At 67.4% G+C, this 17,900-nt stretch carries 18 protein-coding genes and 3 pseudogenes; 13 read left to right on the top strand and 8 right to left on the bottom strand.

The genetic code is table 11. The features are described 5' to 3' along the window. The first annotated feature begins 117 nt into the window (after nucleotides 1–117). Nucleotides 118–2,077: pseudogene (locus ACHMW8_RS05845) on the top strand (methyl-accepting chemotaxis protein). 67 nt (nucleotides 2,078–2,144) lie between these two features. Here ACHMW8_RS05845 and ACHMW8_RS05840 read toward each other — a convergent pair. From ACHMW8_RS05840 to ACHMW8_RS05810, 7 genes and pseudogenes are all read right to left on the bottom strand, one after another. Continuing rightward, nucleotides 2,145–2,282, bottom strand: coding sequence for a hypothetical protein (locus tag ACHMW8_RS05840; protein ID WP_199743329.1), 138 nt, complete (start codon nucleotides 2,280–2,282; stop codon nucleotides 2,145–2,147). Nucleotides 2,283–2,668: 386 nt separating this feature from the next. Continuing rightward, nucleotides 2,669–3,856, bottom strand: coding sequence for an acetyl-CoA C-acyltransferase (locus ACHMW8_RS05835; RefSeq protein ID WP_395445013.1), 1,188 nt, complete (start codon nucleotides 3,854–3,856; stop codon nucleotides 2,669–2,671). 95 nt (nucleotides 3,857–3,951) lie between these two features. Beyond that, nucleotides 3,952–4,384, bottom strand: a pseudogene (locus tag ACHMW8_RS05830) (DUF1330 domain-containing protein). Between the two features lie 130 nt (nucleotides 4,385–4,514). Further along, nucleotides 4,515–5,216, bottom strand: a complete 702-nt coding sequence (locus ACHMW8_RS05825) for a TPM domain-containing protein (RefSeq protein ID WP_395445012.1) — start codon at nucleotides 5,214–5,216, stop codon at nucleotides 4,515–4,517. A gap of 111 nt (nucleotides 5,217–5,327) precedes the next feature. Further along, nucleotides 5,328–6,020 carry a TPM domain-containing protein gene (locus ACHMW8_RS05820; protein WP_395445011.1) on the bottom strand — a complete coding sequence of 231 codons (693 nt, stop codon included), beginning with the start codon at nucleotides 6,018–6,020 and terminating at the stop codon, nucleotides 5,328–5,330. A gap of 1 nt (nucleotide 6,021) precedes the next feature. After that, nucleotides 6,022–6,657 (bottom strand): LemA family protein, encoded by a 636-nt coding sequence (locus tag ACHMW8_RS05815; RefSeq protein ID WP_395445010.1) that lies wholly within the window; start codon nucleotides 6,655–6,657, stop codon nucleotides 6,022–6,024. Between the two features lie 80 nt (nucleotides 6,658–6,737). Continuing rightward, on the bottom strand, nucleotides 6,738–8,051 hold the full coding sequence (locus tag ACHMW8_RS05810) for an acyl-CoA dehydrogenase family protein (RefSeq protein WP_395445009.1): 1,314 nt from the start codon (nucleotides 8,049–8,051) through the stop codon (nucleotides 6,738–6,740). A gap of 153 nt (nucleotides 8,052–8,204) precedes the next feature. Between ACHMW8_RS05810 and ACHMW8_RS05805 the strand changes: the two genes are divergently transcribed. The 12 genes and pseudogenes from ACHMW8_RS05805 to sugE all read left to right on the top strand — a co-directional run bounded on the left by ACHMW8_RS05805 (nucleotide 8,205) and on the right by sugE (nucleotide 17,102). Further along, on the top strand, nucleotides 8,205–8,621 hold the full coding sequence (locus tag ACHMW8_RS05805; protein WP_125155806.1) for a hypothetical protein: 417 nt from the start codon (nucleotides 8,205–8,207) through the stop codon (nucleotides 8,619–8,621). A 281-nt stretch (nucleotides 8,622–8,902) separates the two neighbouring features. Then, nucleotides 8,903–9,235, top strand: coding sequence for a CC_3452 family protein (locus ACHMW8_RS05800; RefSeq protein ID WP_125154981.1), 333 nt, complete (start codon nucleotides 8,903–8,905; stop codon nucleotides 9,233–9,235). A 154-nt stretch (nucleotides 9,236–9,389) separates the two neighbouring features. Next, nucleotides 9,390–9,629, top strand: coding sequence for a hypothetical protein (locus ACHMW8_RS05795; RefSeq protein WP_125155807.1), 240 nt, complete (start codon nucleotides 9,390–9,392; stop codon nucleotides 9,627–9,629). Nucleotides 9,630–9,821: 192 nt separating this feature from the next. Next, nucleotides 9,822–10,376, top strand: a complete 555-nt coding sequence (locus tag ACHMW8_RS05790) for a F0F1 ATP synthase subunit delta (RefSeq protein ID WP_395445008.1) — start codon at nucleotides 9,822–9,824, stop codon at nucleotides 10,374–10,376. Nucleotides 10,377–10,425: 49 nt separating this feature from the next. Continuing rightward, the gene (gene atpA, locus ACHMW8_RS05785; RefSeq protein ID WP_125154983.1) at nucleotides 10,426–11,958 is read left to right on the top strand and encodes a F0F1 ATP synthase subunit alpha; all 1,533 of its coding nucleotides are present in this window, start codon (nucleotides 10,426–10,428) and stop codon (nucleotides 11,956–11,958) included. 10 nt (nucleotides 11,959–11,968) lie between these two features. After that, the gene (locus tag ACHMW8_RS05780; RefSeq protein WP_395445007.1) at nucleotides 11,969–12,598 is read left to right on the top strand and encodes a pseudaminic acid biosynthesis-associated methylase; all 630 of its coding nucleotides are present in this window, start codon (nucleotides 11,969–11,971) and stop codon (nucleotides 12,596–12,598) included. Between the two features lie 7 nt (nucleotides 12,599–12,605). Next, nucleotides 12,606–13,482: pseudogene (locus ACHMW8_RS05775) on the top strand (F0F1 ATP synthase subunit gamma). Between the two features lie 46 nt (nucleotides 13,483–13,528). After that, on the top strand, nucleotides 13,529–15,157 hold the full coding sequence (gene atpD / locus ACHMW8_RS05770; protein ID WP_395445006.1) for a F0F1 ATP synthase subunit beta: 1,629 nt from the start codon (nucleotides 13,529–13,531) through the stop codon (nucleotides 15,155–15,157). Then, entirely contained in the window at nucleotides 15,157–15,408 is a 252-nt protein-coding gene (locus ACHMW8_RS05765) for a hypothetical protein (RefSeq protein WP_125154987.1), read from the top strand. The genes atpD and ACHMW8_RS05765 overlap by 1 nt, the downstream gene beginning before the upstream one ends. Continuing rightward, nucleotides 15,408–15,668, top strand: coding sequence for an ATP synthase F1 subunit epsilon (locus ACHMW8_RS05760; protein ID WP_066686484.1), 261 nt, complete (start codon nucleotides 15,408–15,410; stop codon nucleotides 15,666–15,668). Before ACHMW8_RS05765 ends, ACHMW8_RS05760 begins: the two co-directional genes overlap by 1 nt. Nucleotides 15,669–15,893: 225 nt before the next feature. Further along, entirely contained in the window at nucleotides 15,894–16,646 is a 753-nt protein-coding gene (locus ACHMW8_RS05755; RefSeq protein ID WP_125154988.1) for a hypothetical protein, read from the top strand. Between the two features lie 132 nt (nucleotides 16,647–16,778). Beyond that, a complete protein-coding gene (sugE, locus tag ACHMW8_RS05750; protein ID WP_395445005.1) occupies nucleotides 16,779–17,102 on the top strand; it encodes a quaternary ammonium compound efflux SMR transporter SugE in 324 nt (107 codons plus the stop codon). Here the strand turns inward: sugE and ACHMW8_RS05745 are convergent. After that, on the bottom strand, nucleotides 17,099–17,848 hold the full coding sequence (locus tag ACHMW8_RS05745) for an alpha/beta fold hydrolase (RefSeq protein WP_395445004.1): 750 nt from the start codon (nucleotides 17,846–17,848) through the stop codon (nucleotides 17,099–17,101). The genes sugE and ACHMW8_RS05745 overlap by 4 nt on opposite strands. Nucleotides 17,849–17,900 lie beyond the last annotated feature (52 nt).

Genomic DNA, 17,900 nt, shown 5'->3' with positions numbered 1-17,900 from the left:
CCAGCAAGGGTTCCGGGCTCACTGCTATCCGTGACGCCCGCGAACCGTAGTGCAGTTTCAAAGAGTAGCGTTATCTGAGGTTTAGCGGTCGCCGCCCCATTTCGAGGAGCCCGGCCGGTGTCTTTTGGCGATCTGAAAATTCCGCACAAGCTGATGGCGGTGTTCGCTGTCATGCTCACGACCATCGTTGTGATGGGCGTGTCCCTCTACGCCAACAAGGTCGCCCTCGCTCATTCCGTGGAACGCACCGAGCGCGCCTATGAGATGCTGCGCCAGGCGGATACGGCGGCCTTCCGCCTGACCCGTCAGGAGAATTCGCTGCGCGGCTTCCTGCTGTCGGGCGACAACTACTACGTCCAGCGCCTGGAAGAGGCGCACAAGCCGAAGTTCCTGAAGGCGCTGGACGAGATGCGCACCCTGGCCGCCGGCGACCAGGAAGACCTGGCCCGCATCGCCGCCGTCGACGCCGCCTACGCCAACTATCGCAAGATGGCCATCGAGCCGGGCGAGCGGCTGGGCGCAGATCCGGCCACTCGTCCTCAGGCGGTCGAGCTTGTGCGCAACGACGGCGTCGCCGACAAGGCGGTCGAGCCGGTCGAAAACGCCATCGAAGCCATCACCAAGAACGCCGAGGCCGAACTGGCGACGGAGGCCGCCGCCCAGAAGAAGGCCTCGCTGGAATCGACCCTGGCCCTGGCCATCGGCATCCTGATCACGGCCGGCATCGCCATCGCCGGCGGCCTGCTGCTGACCGGCGCCATCGCGGCGCCCGTCACCGCCATGACCAACGCCATGCGCCGGCTCGCCTCGGGCGACAGCACGGTCGAGGTGCCGGCCCAGGGCCGCAAGGACGAGATCGGCCAAATGGCCGCCGCCGTCGCCTACTTCAAGGATTCCGAGGCCGAGAAGGTCCGCATCGAGGCCGCCGCCGCCGAGCATCGCCGGGCCGCCGACAACGAGCGCGCCGCCAACGAGGCCGAGAAGGCCGAGATCGCCCGCAACGACGCCATCGCCATCGCCGCCCTCAACGAGGCTCTGGACCACATGGCCGGCGGCGATCTGACCCACCGCATCACCACGACCTTCGATCCCAAGGCCGAAAGCCTCAAGGCCAACTTCAACGCGGCCGCCGACCGCATGCAGCAGGCGATCCAGTCGATCAACATGGCTACCGGCGGCGTCAACAGCGGCGCCGACGAGATCGCCGAAGCCTCTGACAATCTTTCGCGCCGGACGGAACAGCAGGCCGCGAGTCTGGAAGAGACCGCCGCCGCCTTGGACCAGATCACCGCGACGGTCCGCAAGACCGCCTCGGGCGCCAAGGAGGCCTCGCAGGTCGTGGCCAACGCCCGGTCGGACGCCGAACGCTCGGGCCGGATCGTCGGCCAGGCCGTCGCGGCCATGACCGAGATCGAGACCTCGTCCAATCAGGTCAGCCAGATCATCGGGGTGATCGACGAGATCGCCTTCCAGACCAATCTTCTGGCCCTGAACGCCGGCGTCGAGGCCGCTCGCGCGGGTGAAGCCGGCCGCGGTTTTCGCGGTCGTCGCCCAGGAAGTGCGGGCCTTGGCCCAGCGCTCGGCCGACGCCGCCAAGGAGATCAAGACCCTGATCTCGACCTCGACCCAGCAGGTCGAGACGGGCGTGGACCTGGTCGGCCAGACCGGCGAGGCGCTTAGCCGCATCGTCGAGCAGGTCGCCTCGATCGACGCGCTGATGAAAGAGATCTCGGCCTCGACCACCGAGCAGGCCACGGGCCTCAACGAGGTCAACGGCGCGGTGAACCAGATGGACCAGGTCGTCCAGCAGAACGCCGCCATGGTCGAGGAGGCCACCGCCGCCTCGCACTCGCTGAAGAACGAGGCCAAGGCCCTGATGGAGCTGGTTGGCCGCTTCCGCGTGGCCGAGAGCGCCGCCCCGGCCACGTCGCGTCCGGCTCAAACGACCTATCGTCCGCCGGCTCAGGCCCAGGCTCGGCCTGCAGCCCGGCCCGCGCCCGCGCGACCGGCGGTCACGGCTCGCCCAGGGCGCGGTTCGGCCGCCGTGGCGGTCAGCGAGGATTGGGAAGAGTTCTGATCGTCCAAAGATCGGCGGACGATCGGGAGGCTCTCCGGGAAACCGGGGAGCCTTTCGGCTATCCGCTTCAGCCGCGGTTCAGCGCGATCGTCTCGAACGACGATTGAGTGGTCCGGGGGCCGTGGCTCGGGTTCGGCGTCGGCAGGGCCAGGCCGATCGCGGCGGCGATCAGCAGGGCGACGGTGAAGAAGGCCTTGGCAGCCATGTCCTATCTCGGGTCTGACGTCTTGAAGCGACAATTCGCAGGCGTCGACGAGGGCCTAGATGGCCCCGCCGCCGCCAGGTTCAAGGCCCGGGTTCCTGTGGCCCCGAAGCGTCCTGATCCAATAGGAAAGGCCGGAAACCCGCTTGTGGGTTCCCGGCCTTTTTAGGATCGATGCGCTGCGAAGCGGACCTAGAAGACTTCGAACAGGCCGGCGGCGCCGCGCTGAGATCGCGAGGAGCGATCTCAGCCACTCTTAGTGATGGGCGCCGTCCTCCGTCCTGATCGAAATCAGAAGATTTCGAACAGGCCGGCGGCGCCGCGCTGAGATCGCGAGGAGCGATCTCAGCCAATCTAGTGATGGGCGCCGTCCTCCGTCCTGATCGAAATCAGAAGATTTCGAACAGGCCGGCGGCGCCCATGCCACCGCCGATGCACATGGTCACCACGCCCAGCTTGGCCTTGCGGCGCTTGCCTTCCAGCAGCAGGTGGCCCGCGCAGCGGGCGCCGGTCATGCCGAAGGGGTGGCCGATCGCGATCGAGCCGCCATTGACGTTGTACTTCTCCGGATCGATGCCGAGGCGGTCGCGGCTGTAGAGGCACTGCGAGGCGAAGGCCTCGTTCAGTTCCCACAGGTCGATGTCGTCGACCTTGAGGCCGTGGCGTTCCAAGAGGCGCGGTACGGCGAAGACCGGGCCGATGCCCATTTCGTCGGGCTCGCAGCCGGCGATGGCGAAGCCCTTGAACAGGCCCAGCGGCTCCAGGCCGCGCTTGGCGGCTTCCTTGGCTTCCATGACCACCACGGCGGCGGCGCCGTCCGACAGCTGGCTAGCGTTGCCGGCGGTGACGAAGTTGCCCGGACCCTTGACCGGCTCCAGCTTGGCCAGGCCCTCGAGGGTGGTTTCCGGACGGTTGCACTCGTCCTTGGTGACGACGTAGTCGACCAGGCTCTCTTCCTTGGTCTCCTTGTTGACCACCTTCATCTTGGTGGCCATCGGCACGATCTCGTTGTCGAACAGACCGGCGGCCTGGGCCGCGGCGATGCGCTGCTGGCTGCGCAGCGAATATTCGTCCTGGTACTCGCGGCTGATGTTGTAGCGCTTGGCCACGATGTCGGCGGTGTCGATCATCGCCATCCACAGGGCCGGCTTTTCCTTCATCAGCTTGTCTTCGGTGATGTGGAAGCGGTTCATGTGGCCGCCGCCCTGCACCAGCGAGATCGACTCCACGCCGCCGCCGATGGCGACCGGTGCGCCGTCGTTGCGGATGTAGTTGGCCGCCGTGGCGATGGCCTGAAGGCCCGACGAGCAGAAGCGGTTGACGGTCTGGCCCGAGGTGGTCACCGGCAGGCCGGCCCAGATGGCGGCGTTGCGGGCGACGTTCATGCCCGTGGCGCCTTCGGGGCCGCCGCAGCCCAGCACGACGTCCTCGACTTCCGGGCCGTCGAGACCCGCGCGGCTCACCGCGTGCTGAATCGCGTGGCCGGCCATGGCCGCGCCATGGGTGTTGTTGAAGCCGCCCCGATTGGACTTGGCCAGGCCCGTGCGGGCGTAAGAGACGATAACCGCTTCGCGCATAGAGGCGCACTCCCCGTTAAACGTTAGTTTGAATTGGCCTCACCCTAAACCGGCTTTCCGCGCGGCGAAAGATGACGCTTGCGTCAACGGCAGGTCTATTCTCCGAACCCTTCGCCTGGCTCCATCGGCGCCAGGCGGATCAGTCGCGAGTTCCTCGACCGCCGCCGTGCGATGCTGGACGAAGGCGCGGTAGTCCGGGTTCGTGACCATGGCCAGGAAGGCGCCGGCGTTCGGATATTCGGCGATGAAGGCCAGGTCCCAGCGCTCGTCGGTCGGTCCGGTGACCACGCCCTCGGGCCGTCCCGCCCAGACCTGGCGACCGCCCAGGCTGGCGAACAGCACGGCGGTGGTGCGGCCGTATTCGCGATAGGCCTCGAGGCCGCTCATGCCCTTGCCGTGGTTGGGATGGCTTTCGGGGTAGTGGGCGACCGCCCTTAGACGCACCAGGTTGAGCATCTGGATCGGCGTGTCGCGCGGCAGGGCCTTGAAGGCGTCGAACTGCTCGCGGGTGGGGTCGATGCTGGACAAGGGTTCCTCCGATGTCGGCGCCTCGGCGCTCTTGTTCTGGCCGCATGGGAGGCCAGAACCGGAACAACGCCAAGCTCAATATCGTGAGGGCGGCGGCTTCGGCGGAGCGCGGACGGCTGTCGCCCGCCCCTTATCGCTTCGGCAGGATGGTCAGGCCGTCGGGCAATTCGTTGCGGTCGTCGGAGCGAGGCGGGACGTGGGCGGCCAGGATGGTTCCGGCGCGGCTCACGGCGGCGACGAAGCCGTCGGCGATCTCGCCGCGCTTGAGGCCCGCGACCAGGTCGGCGACAACCTCGTCCCAGACCGCGTTGGGCGCGGCGGCGTAGATGCCCTCGTCGGCGATGACCTCGACCCGGTGCTCGGCCAGGGCGGCGAAGATCAGCACGCCGGTGCGGTCGCGGGTGACGTGCAGGCCGTGGCCGAGGAACTGCTCCATGGCCGCGCGCTTGACCCGGGCGGCCTTGAGCGAGCCCGGCGTGAGGGCGCGGCGGACGGGCGGGATCGACACCACCAGCGCGACGATGACGAAAACCACCAGCTGCAGGGTGATGTAGGTCGACAGGGCCGACAGGATCGCGCCGTCCAGCGCGGCCTGGTGGCCGATGCTCCAGCCGCCGAACAGGCGGGTCAGCATCTCGGGCCGGAAGCCGGCGAACAAGGCGCCGGCCGGCAGGACCAGGGCCGCGAACGCCGCCCAGGCCAGGGGCGTCTCGCGATAGTCCGACACCTCGGGCGCCAGCACGCAGAAGATCTCGCCGCTGGTGGTCTTCTCGGCCTCGGCCACCGCGCCGGCGATACGGTCGAGGTCCTGCGGGGTCATGAATTGCGCCATCTCACCAGTTCCCCGAACTGCCGCCGCCGCCGAACGATCCGCCGCCGCCGGAGAAGCCGCCGCCACCGCCGCCGCCACCGCCCCAGCCCCCGCCCCGTCGGCCGCTGTCGTTCAGCGCGCCCAGGATGATCCACGGCAGGGCCGAGCCCAGGCCGCCGCGACCGCGGCGCCCCTGAACAGGCTGGAGAAGACGAAGATGATGAACAGGAAGATCAGGAAGCCGACGATCGGCGAGCCCTTGGCCTTCTGCCGGTCGGGCTGGCTGGCCTCGGCGACGCGGGCCTTGGCCTGGTCGGCGGGCAGGCTGAGCTGCTCGACCAGCGCGTCGGTCCCGGCGACGACGCCGCCTTCCATGTCGCCGCTGCGGAACTTGGGCAGGATGACGCTCTGGATGATGACGCTGGACAGGGCGTCGGTCAGCACGGGCTCGAGGCCGTAGCCGACCTCGATCCGCACCTTCCGATCGTTGGGCGCGACCAGCAGGATCACGCCGGTGTTCTTGCCCTTTTCGCCGATGCCCCAGGTCCGGCCCAGCTGGTAGCCGTAGTCCTCGATCGGATAGCCGTCGAGGCTGGGCACGGTGGCCACGACCAGCTGGCGGCCGCTCGTGGTTTCGAGGTTTTCCAGCTTGCCCGTCAGGTCCTGCTCGACCTGGGGCGACAGGATCTGGGCGTCGTCGACCACCCGCCCGGTCAGGGGCGGGAACTTCGGTTCGGCGAAGGCGGGGAGGGCGAAGAGCATGGCCACTAGGGCCAGCAGCCACGTCCTCACGCGCGCCCGGACCTTGGGCGGGGCGAGTTGCAACCTAGTTGACCTTCGGGGGCGTCGCCGTCGGCGGGCTGGAGAAGTCCACCGTCGGGGCGCTCTGGGCCGAAGCCGTGGCCTGGAACAGCTGGGCCGGCTTCTGGCCGCTATAGACGGTCTTGGCCCACAGCACGCTGGGGAAGGTGCGCAGCGTGGTGTTGTAGGTCTGGGCGGCGCTGTTGTAGTCGCGGCGCGCGATCGTGATGCGGTTCTCGGTGCCTTCCAGCTGGCTCTGCAGGGCCAGGAAGTTCTGGTTCGACTTCAGGTCGGGATACTGTTCCTGGATGACCATCAGTCGGCCCAGCACGCCCGACAGCTTGTCCTGGGCCGCGGCGTATTGCTGGAACTGGGCCGGGTCAGTGATGGTCGAGGCGTCGACCTTGACCTGGGTGGCGCTGGCGCGGGCTTGCGTGACCTCGACCAGCACGCTCTTTTCCTGGGCCGCGTAGCCCTTCACCGTGGCGACCAGGTTCGGCACCAGGTCGGCGCGGCGCTGGTACTGGTTCTGCACCTCGGCCCAGGCGGCCTTGGTGGCCTCGTCCTGGGTGGGAATGGTGTTGATCCCGCAGCCGGCCAGCGTCGCGGGAATGGCGACGATCAGGGCGACGCGCGCGGCGTAACGGACGAGACGGTTCATGGAGCCTCCTGCGCGAACACGTATGTTCGCGTATCGCGGTTAGATAGCGCGTCCATTGATACACGTCAGGTCGCGACGGGTTAAACCTTATCCATGTCCGCCCGTTCCTGGGCGAAGGCCTGTTTGCGCGGACCCATATAGCCGAACAGCCAGGCGGCCACCTTGCGCATCTGGATCTCCTCGCTGCCTTCGGTGATCCGGTAGCGGCGGTGGTGGCGATAGATGTGCTCGAACGGTTTGTGGCGCGAGTAGCCGATCCCGCCGTGGATCTGCATGGCCCGGTCGGCGGCCTCGCAGCACAGGCGGTTGGCCCAGTAGTTACACATCGAGACCTTGTCGGAGAGGCGCTTTTCGACCTCCGGCTTGGTCATTTGGTCCATCTCCCAGGCGGTCTTGCGGATCAGCAGGCGCAGCATCTCGGCCTGGGTCGAGAGCTCGACGATCGGGAACTGGATGGCCTGGTTCTCGGCCAGGGCCTTGCCGAACGGCTTGCGCGCGCGCGCGTACTTGATGCTCTCTTCTATGCAGTAGGTCGCCGCGCCCAGGCTGGAGGCGGCCTGGCGGATGCGGTTCTCGTGCACGAAGTGCTGAGCCAGGGCCAGGCCGCCGCCCTCGGGTCCGAACATCGCCGACTCCGGGACCCAGACATTGGTGAAGCTGACGCGCGGGTGGTCGGTCGGCATGTTGAAGGTCCAGAGATACTCCTCGATCTTCACGCCGGGCGCGTGGGCCGGGACCAGGAAGGCGGTGATCCCGCGGGCGTCGCCATCCTCGCCGGAGGTGCGCGCGAACAGGCAGCAGTGGGTGGCCGCGTGCATGCCCGTGGTCCACATCTTCTCGCCGTCGATCCGCCAGCCGGCCTCACCATGGTGCTCGGCCCGGACCGCGCGGGTCTCCATGAAGGTGGCGTCCGAGCCGTGCTCGGGCTCCGTCAGGCCGAAGGTCGGGCGGAAGGCGCCCTTGTCGAGCATGTCGGTGATCAGCGACTGCTGATCGGGCCGGCCGAAGTCGCGGATCATCAGCACGAACGGATTGTTGCCGACGATCGAGTGCTCGTTCTGCAGATCGTTGAACAGCCCCAGGCCCTTGCTGGCCAGATGTTCGCGGATCACCGCCATCCACAGGTTGGAGCCGTCCTGGCCGCCATAGGCCTTCGGAAGGGCGAAGCGGTAGTGGCCGGCCTGGTCGGCCAGCTTGCGGGCCTTGGCCAGCAGCTCCTCCCACTCGTGCCGGGGCAGGCCGCCCATGTCCCAGTCGGTGCGGGCCCATTCGCGGCGGTGGTCGAAGAACCGGTCGTTGTCGTCGCGCGCCTGCAGGGGCGCGATCTCTCTGTCGATGAAGGCGTCGAGCTCGCCCAGATAGGCGGTCAGCTCCGGGGGCAGTTGGAAGTCCATGGCGAAGCCTCCCTAACCTGCGCTTCCTGGCGCGCATCTTGTGATTAGGGAGAGACTAAGCTCGGCGAGTGGCCGCGGCCAACCATGCCCCTGCGGAACGAGGTTTTAACCGGTCCTTGACCAGGGCGAGCCTAGGGTGTCGCCATGATCACCATGGCCGCCTTCGCGATCATTGGGGCCGCGCTCGGGCTGTTCGTCCGGCCGCGCTGGCTGGGCGTGCTGCTGCCGATCGTCCTGGCCGTGCTCGTCGAGGGCGGGGTCTACTGGGCCATCGAGGTCATGGAGCGCCAGCCGAACCGCGAGGTGCTGATCATGCGCCTGCAGGCGATCTTCGGCGAGGACTGGATCGGCATGAGCGGCCCGATCGCGGCCGCCGTGATCGGCGCGGTCATGTCCGCCCTGCTCGGCGCCTTCACCGAGCCCAAACCGGTCGCGCCGGTGCTCAGCGCCGAGGGCATTCAACGCCGCGCCGGCAAGGACGGCCGCTATGCCCGCGCCCAGGGCATGGTCGAGGAGCGCGCCATTCACGCCCAGGCCGAGAGCCGGATCGACCAGATTCTGGGGCTGTAGGGCGAGCGCCCTTTCACCGTTTCCGCGCGGCCTTCGCCGCGATCGATCCGAAATCCCCGTTTTCTGAAAATGCGAGGCGCGTGCGAATTTCCGCTTGCGCAATTTCTTATCACTGATATCTAAGCGATGCTTAGTTCGGATCCGAAGCACCGGTGGGGATACCGGTGCGGCCATGCCTAGATAGGGTGGCCCCAAGGAATTGGCAGGGTCCGGGCGGCCAGTACCGCTTTTCACCGATCAACGATCCGACCGCAACTTCCCCGATACCGGAGGGCTTTCCAATGAAGCTCCGTTCCCTGGCGGCCGCGGCCGCCCTCTCCATGCTCGCCACCTCGGCCTTCGCCGACGGTCGCATCGCCGCCGCCCTGGACGTTCCCGTGGCCGCCAAGACCAAGGTCGTCGCCGGCGGGGCCGTCTTCGTCTGCGAGGGCGCCGAGTGTGTCTCGGCCCAAGCTCCCTCGCGGGCTCTCACCGCGGTCGCCTGCAAGGCGCTCGCCAAGGAAGTGGGTCGCGTCTCGGCCTTCGGCGGCGAAGCCAAGTCGCTGGACGCCGACGATCTGACCCGCTGCAACGCCTCGGCCAAGGGTGGTTCGTCCCTGGCCTCGGCTAAGTAGGAACACGTACCGCGCTTTACCTGAGTACCAGACGCGTTGTGGGTCGCCGTTTCTCCGGCCCGGTCTGGCTGTTTCCTCGAGCATTCGCCTTCAAGGGCGGCGGAAACCTTCCGCCGCCCCTTTTCTTTTTCGGACCAGTGATTAGTTGACGCTGATGGACATGAGCTTGGCCGCCCAGCTGGAAACCGTTCTGCGCAAGGCCGCGGGCGAGGGAACGGCCCTGGCCTCGATGACCGTGGACTATGCCGGAGGCGGCGTCGAAGAGGGTCTGGAGCCCAAGGCCTGGATCGAACGGGGCACCCGCAGTCTGGTCTTCGCCCAGGGCGAATTGCGTCGTCCGGACGGCGCTCTGGCGGCTTCCGCCTCGGCCGTGTTTCGCCGCGCCGCGGACTGAACGGCTAACCAGCCTCGCCCCTTTGGTTGCGACTGCGAAAGGCCCGTGTTATCAGGCGCGCGGCTTCGGACAGGGCGGCGCGGACGCGTCGGCCGTCCATGTGCTTTTTATAAGCATGCTCAAGCCTTTAAGCCGCGATAAGGGTTAACCTTCTTGTTCGCGGCCATTTACAACGCACCGGGCGGATACCAAGTGGCGGACGAAACCAAGGCGACGGATGCGGGTCAGCGCTATGCGCAGTCCCTCTTCGAACTGACGATCGAGAACGGCTCCCTGCAGAAGGTCGAGGCCGACCTGAAGAGCCTGAAGGCCATGGTGGGCGACAGCGCCGACCTGCGCCGCCTGATCGCCTCGCCGGCCTTCTCCGCCGAGGACAAGGGCAAGGGCCTGTCCGCCGTCGCCAAGAAGGCCGGCTTCCAGCCGCTGACCATCAAGTTCCTGGGCCTCGTCGCCGCCAACGGTCGCGCTGGCGATCTGATGGGCGCGATCACCGCCTTCACCGAGCTTTCGGCCAAGCACCGCGGGGTCGTCACCGCCGAGGTCGTCTCGGCCGCCGCCCTGTCGCCCGCCCAGCTGAAGGGCGTGCAAGCCGCCCTGGCCGAGGCGCTCGGCAAGACCCCCGAAGTTTCCACGCGCGTCGATCCGTCCCTGCTGGGCGGCCTGAAGGTGCGCGTCGGTTCGCGTCTCTTCGATGCTTCGCTCCGTTCGAAGCTCGATTCCCTGAAATTCGCCCTGAAGCGCGCCTGAGCGTATAAGCGCGCCTTAAAAAATTAGATCGCAGAGAGCCCAGAAGACCATGGACATCCGCGCCGCCGAGATTTCGGCCATCCTCAAGTCGCAGATCGCCAACTTCGGCGAAGAAGCCGCCGTTTCCGACGTCGGCCAGGTGCTGTCCGTCGGTGACGGCATCGCCCGCATCTACGGCCTGGACAACGTCCAGGCCGGTGAAATGCTGGAATTCCCGAAGGCCGGCGTGAAGGGCATGGCCCTGAACCTCGAGCGCGACAATGTCGGCGCCGTGATCTTCGGCCAGGACCAGGAAATCAAGGAAGGCGACGAAGTCCGTCGCCTTGGCGAGATCGTCGACGTGCCGGTCGGCCGTGGCCTGCTGGGCCGCGTCGTCAACCCGCTGGGCGAGCCGATCGACGGCAAGGGCCCGATCCAATACACCGAGCGTCGCCGCGTCGACGTGAAGGCCCCGGGCATCATCCCGCGGAAGTCGGTGCACGAGCCCGTGCAGACCGGCCTGAAGTCGATCGACACCCTGATCCCGGTCGGCCGCGGCCAGCGCGAACTGATCATCGGTGACCGTCAGACCGGCAAGACCGCCGTCGCCATCGACACCATCCTGAACCAGAAGGCCGTGAACGCCGGCAAGGACGAGAGCGCCAAGCTCTACTGCGTCTACGTCGCCATCGGCCAGAAGCGCTCGACCGTCGCCCAGATCGTCAAGACCCTGGAAGAGCACGGCGCCCTGGAATACACGACCGTCGTCGTCGCCTCGGCCTCGGAGCCGGCCCCGCTGCAGTACCTGGCCCCGTTCTCGGGTTGCGCCATGGGCGAGTGGTTCCGCGACAACGGCCTGCACGGCCTGATCATCTATGACGACCTGTCCAAGCAAGCCGTCGCCTACCGTCAGATGTCGCTGCTGCTGCGCCGCCCGCCGGGCCGCGAAGCCTATCCGGGCGACGTCTTCTATCTGCACTCGCGCCTGCTGGAACGCGCCGCCAAGCTGAACGAAGACAACGGTTCGGGCTCGCTGACGGCGCTGCCGATCATCGAAACCCAGGCCAACGACGTGTCGGCCTATATCCCGACCAACGTGATCTCGATCACCGACGGCCAGATCTTCCTGGAAACCGACCTGTTCTACCAGGGCATCCGCCCGGCCGTGAACGTCGGCATCTCGGTGTCGCGCGTCGGTTCGTCGGCCCAGATCAAGGCGATGAAGCAGGTCGCCGGCCCGATCAAGGGCGAGCTGGCCCAGTACCGTGAAATGGCCGCCTTCGCGAAGTTCGGTTCGGACCTGGACGCCTCGACCCAGAAGATGCTGGCCCGCGGCGAACGCCTGACCGAGCTGCTGAAGCAGCCGCAATACGCCCCGCAGGCGGTGGAAGAGCAGGTCTGCGTGATCTACGCCGGCACGCGCGGCTATCTGGACAAGATCCCGACCTCGGCCGTCCGCCGTTTCGAGACCGAGCTCCTGGCCCGTCTGCACAGCCAGCACGCCGATCTGCTGGAAGGCATCCGCACCAAGAAGGCCCTCGACAAGGACCTGGAGAACACGCTGAAGAGCGCGCTCGACAGCTTCTCGGCGACCTTCGCCTAAGAGGCCGCAGATGGCTGACGCCCCCAAGACCCTGGACGCGTGGTCCGGCGAGTTCGGAGACCGCTACACCGAGCGGAATTCCGTGACCGTCGACGCCGTGCGCGGCCGGGCAAGGGCTTGGGGGCAAGTGCTGCCGCGTCTGGTCGGCGATCCGCCCAAGAGCATCCTGGAAGTCGGTCCGAACGTCGGGCTGAACCTGCGGGGTCTCCAGGCGATCACCGACGCCGAGCTGTGGGGCATCGAGCCCAATGGCGTGGCCCGCAAGCAGATCCTCGAGGATGGCGTCCTGCCGCCCGAGCGTCTGTTCGAGGGCTTCGGGCACAGCATCCCGCTGGCGGATGGCGCGGTCGACATGGCGCTCACCTCGGGCGTTCTGATCCATGTGGATCCGACCCAGCTCGAGGCGACGATGCGCGAGATTCATCGCGTTTCGGCCAAGTACGTCCTCTGCGCCGAGTATTTTTCGCCGAAGGCGGAAACGATTATGTACCGAGGCGAGACGGATCTTCTGTTCAAGAACGATTTCGGCTCGCTCTATTTGGATCTGTTCCCGGATCTGGTGCTGGTTGATTACGGATTCTTCTGGAGAAGAACGACCGTGATGGACGACACCACCTGGTGGCTGTTTAGGAAGGTCTGATAGGCGGATGGCAAGCCTAAAGGAAATGCGCAATCGGATCTCGAGCGTGAAAGCCACGCAGAAGATCACGAAAGCGATGCAGATGGTGGCGGCGGCCAAGCTGCGCCGGAGCCAGGACGCGGCGGAATCCGCGCGTCCCTATGCTCGGCGTCTGGCGAGCGTGATCGCCAACCTGGCCTCGGGCGTGTCCGGCGACGGCGCGCCGAAGATGCTGGCCGGCACGGGCCGCGACGAGCGACACCTCGTCGTCGTCGCCGCCGCCGACCGGGGCCTGGCGGGCGGCTTCACCTCGTCGATCGTCCGCGCCGCGCGGGTCCACATCGACAGCCTGATCGCCCAAGGCAAGACGGTGCAGATCATCTGCGTCGGCAAGAAGGTGACGGCCCAGCTCGCTCGCCCCTACGCCGGCAAGATCGTCGAGACCTTCGACCTGTCGGCCTATCGCCAGCTGACGCTGTCGGTGGCCCAGCCGATCGCCGACACCGTCACCCGCCTGTATGAAGCGGGCGAGACCGACGTGGTCACCCTGTTCTACAGCCGCTTCAAGTCGGTGGTGCAGCAGATCCCCGACCGGCTTGCAGCTGATCCCGGCCACCGTCGAGGGCGTCGAAGCCCCGACCGGTCCGGCGGCGGTCTACGAATACGAGCCCTCGGAAGAGGCCATCCTCGAGACCCTGCTGCCGCGCAACCTGACGGTCCAGATCCTGTCGGCCCTGCTGGACAACATGGCCGGCTTCTACGCCAGCCAGATGACCGCCATGGACAACGCCACGCGCAACGCCGGCGATATGATCAAGCGCTACACCCTCGAATATAACCGCTCCCGCCAGGCCCAGATCACCAAGGAGCTGATCGAGATCATCTCCGGCGCCGAAGCCGTCTGATCTAGCCTAACGACACAAGCACGCAGAGACCGAAAGACCGCAAGCCATGGCCAAGACCCCGACCGAAAAGCCGGCTACCGCCGCCGCCAAGAAGCCCGCCGCCCCCAAGGCCGCCGCCGCGCCGAAGGCCGCCGCGACCAAGGCTCCCGCCGCCGCCGCTAAGGCTCCGGCCGCCGCCAGGAAGCCGGCCGCTCCTAAGGCCGCCGCCGCGCCGAAGGCTCCGACCGCCAACCTGGCCGGCGCCACCGGCCGTCTGGTGCAGATCATCGGCGCCGTCGTCGACATCGAGTTCGACGGCGCCCTGCCGGCGATCCTGAACGCCGTCGAGACCGTCAACGAGGCCACCGGCCAGCGCCTGGTGTTCGAAGTCGCCCAGCACCTGGGCCAGAACACCGTCCGCGCCATCGCCATGGACGCCACCGAGGGCCTGGTTCGCGGCCAGCCGGTGCGCGACACGGGCGAAGCCATCCGCGTGCCGGTCGGTCCGGGCACCCTGGGCCGCATCATGAACGTCATCGGCGAGCCGATCGACGAGCAGGGCCCGATCCGGTCGGACATCAGCCGTACGATCCACCGCGACGCTCCGACCTTCGCCGAGCAGACCAACACCGCCGAAGTGCTGGTCACGGGCATCAAGGTCATCGACCTGATGTGCCCCTACACCAAGGGCGGCAAGATCGGCCTGTTCGGCGGCGCCGGCGTCGGCAAGACCGTGACGATGCAGGAACTGATCAACAACATCGCCAAGGCTTACGGCGGTTACTCGGTTCTGGCCGGCGTGGGCGAACGCACCCGCGAAGGTAACGACCTCTATCACGAGATGATCGAGTCGAACGTCAACGTCGACCCGAAGGCCAATAACGGCTCGACCGAAGGCAGCCGCTGCGCCCTGGTCTACGGCCAGATGAACGAACCCCCGGGCGCCCGCGCCCGCGTCGCCCTGACCGGCCTGTCGATCGCGGAATACTTCCGCGACGAGGAAGGCAAGGACGTGCTGCTGTTCGTCGACAACATCTTCCGCTTCACCCAGGCCGGCGCCGAAGTGTCGGCTCTGCTGGGCCGCATCCCCTCGGCCGTGGGCTATCAGCCCACCCTGGCCACCGAGATGGGCAACCTGCAGGAGCGCATCACCTCGACGAACAAGGGCTCGATCACCTCGGTCCAGGCCATCTACGTCCCCGCCGACGACCTGACCGACCCGGCTCCGGCCACCTCGTTCGCCCACTTGGACGCCACCACCGTTCTGTCGCGTGACATCGCGGCCCAGGCCATCTTCCCGGCCGTGGACCCGCTGAACTCGACCTCGCGGATCATGGACCCGCTGGTCATCGGCGAGGAGCACTACACGGTCGCCCGTCGCGTCCAGGAAGTGCTGCAGCAGTACAAGGCCCTGAAGGACATCATCGCCATCCTGGGCATGGACGAGCTGTCGGAAGAGGACAAGCTGGTCGTGTCGCGCGCCCGCAAGATCTCGCGCTTCCTGTCGCAGCCCTTCCACGTGGCCGAGCAGTTCACCAACACGCCGGGCGCCTTCGTCCAGCTGAAGGACACCATCCGCTCGTTCAAGGGCATCGTGGACGGCGAGTACGACCACCTGCCGGAAGGCGCCTTCTACATGGTCGGCCCGATCGAGGAAGCCGTGGCCAAGGCCGAAAAGATGGCGGCCGAAGCCTGATGACCGAAGACACGGAACTGGCCGGTTTCTGCTGCGAGGAGCTGGCGGAGGCGGTGTCTCCGGACACCTCCGCCGGTCTCATCGAGCATGACAGCGGCCTGATCCTGCTGAACCTCGGCGAGCGGGAAGAAGAGGGCGAGACCGGCCTGATGCTGGCCACGATCCACTTCTGCCCGTTCTGCGGGACCGAAATCCAGACCGACGAGGATATCGAGGCCGCTCTTGGCGGCGTCGAGGAGACCTTCAACTGATGGCCAAACTGCACTTTTCCCTGGTCGCGCCCGAGCGCGAACTGTTCTCCGGCGACGTGGACATGGTCCAGGCTCCGGGCGCGGAAGGCGACTTCGGCGTCCTGGCCAACCACGCCCCGTTCATGACCACCCTGCGCGAAGGCAAGGTGACCGTGAAGGACGGCGCGACGACCAAGGTGTTCGACATCCAGGGCGGCTTCGCCGATGTCGGTCCGGAAGGCCTGACGATCCTGGCCGAGCACGCCGTCGAAGCGGCCTGACGCCAAGCGCGATAGCCGAAAGTGGATACCGGTTTCGGCGACCATCGTGCGGCAAAAAGGGTTTCGCCCACGCGCTTTGAAACGCCCTCGGTCCCCCGGATCGGGGGCGTTTTCGCGTGCGGGGCGGCCGTCCATCGCGCCATGCGCGAGAAAATTACACTTGTGGCCCAATCTTGGTCTTAATCCGCACCCATAAGGGTTGCGAGGGACCGCCTGTCGGTTTTAATGCCGACCTCTCGTCTTGTTGGGGATATCCAGCCTATGCGCCTTGCGCTCGTCAGCCTGATCGCCCTCGGCGCGGTCTCGACCGCCGCCGTTGCTCAGGAGCAAACCACCGCTCCCGCCGCCACGCCCGCTCCGGCTCCGGCCGCCGCCCCGGCCCCGGCCCCGGCCGATCAGGCCGCTCCCGCCGCCGCCCCGGCTGATCAAGCCGCGCCGCCCGTCGCCGCGACCGCCGCTGGCGCCGCTCCGGCCGAAACCTACACCGCCCCGGTTCGTGGTCCGCGCACCACCGATCCGCTGTCGGTCCGCCTGATGGACGTGCTGGACAGGGTCTGCAAGCCGTCGGTGGCTGGCGGCGATTTCGCCCAGCTGGTCAAGGACTACGGCTTCAAGAAGAAGAAGGAGCAGTGGGTCTTCGCCCTCGAGAAGCCCTACAACATCACCCTGGACAACCCGGGTTCGAACAAGAACGTCTGCACGATCACCATCGACTACGCGCAGACTCCCGAGCAAGCCCAGGAACTGGCCAACGCCCTGCACGACTACGCCACCTGGGAAAACAGCCCGCAGCTGCGCCTGATCCGCAACGACCAGACGGTCGGCAGCGACTTCCGCCGCTTCACCGTGTCGTGGGACGACGCCTGGGCGGGCGGTCACGCCGGTCTGGTGTTCATGCGCCTGAAGAAGCTGGACGAGACCTCGGTCGGCAAGAACTTCGAACGCGCCCAGATCCTCTACAGCACCACCAGCCGCTAAGGCCGGTTGGTTGCCCTCCGGGGCGGCGCGATCTATCTAGGCGAGGCGCGGGGGACGACCCCCGCGCCTTTTGCTTGTCGCGAAGACCGATTGTCCGGGGACGACCCCACCTTTTCAGAAAAGGGGCTCGTCATGGCCTGGATCATCCTCCTTATCGCCGGCCTCTTCGAAGTGGGCTGGGCCGTGGGCCTGAAGTTCACCGAAGGCTTCACCAAGCCGATCCCGATGGCGCTGACCGCCGTCAGCCTGGCGCTGTCCATGGGCCTGTTGGGCTGGGCGGTGAAGACCCTGCCGCTGGGCACGGCCTACGCCGTCTGGACCGGCGTCGGCGCGGTCGGCACGGCCATCGTCGGCATCGTGCTGTTCAAGGAGCCGGCGACCGCGGCGCGGCTCGTCTGCCTGGGCCTGATCGTGGCCGGAATCCTGGGGCTGAAGGTCTTCTCGCCGACGGCCTAAGCCGCCGCCCGACCTTCGTCGCCGATGAACGCCAGGCAGCGCTCGGCGACCGCCTCCCAGCCGGGTTCTCCGGGCAGCCAGTGGCTCATCTCGGGGAACACCTCGACGCCGCCGCCCAGGCGCGCGGCTGTCTGGCGGACCGTGGCGGGCGGATGGATGACGTCCTGGCCGCCGGCGATCGCCAGCACGGGGCAGTCCGGCGCCGTGACCGAGGTGGTCATGAACGGATCCAGCCACCAGTTCAGCGTTTCCCAGAGGGCCCGGCCGCTCTCGGCTGTCATGCGCGCGAAGATGGCCTTGCGCTCGGGGCGCTGCAGGCGGTCGACGCTGTAGCGGCGCACGACGCCATAGTCCGGGGCGATGGCCTGCAGCCAGTAGGGGCCGAGAGTATAGAGGCTGACGGCCGAGACCGCCTCCTCCAGGCTCGCGCCCGAGACGCCCCAGGGCGCGGAGGGAGCCAGCAGGATCAGCTTGGAGGTCTTGGCGCGGCCGGCGGCCATCTGGGCGACCAAGCCGCCCATCGAGTGGCCGATCAGGATCGGCGGTGTCTCGCAGGTCTCGATCAGACGCGCGATCTGGCGTGCGTAGTCGCTCATCGAGGCTCCGGCGGCGCTGCTCTGGCCGTCATGCCCGATCAGGTCGGGCGTCAGCACGCGATGACCCGCCGCCTCGAACGGCGCGCGGAAAGCGTCGAAGGTCCAGCCGCCGCAGAAGGCGCCGTGGACCATGATCACGGGTGCGCGCATGAACGCCCTAAGAAAACCCCGCCGACGAAGCAGTCGGCGGGGATCAGCCTAC

Origin of the sequence: Caulobacter sp. UC70_42, from assembly GCF_044056025.1 — a bacterium.
GTDB lineage: Bacteria > Pseudomonadota > Alphaproteobacteria > Caulobacterales > Caulobacteraceae > Caulobacter.
This window is presented reverse-complemented; position numbering and strand designations above follow the sequence as displayed.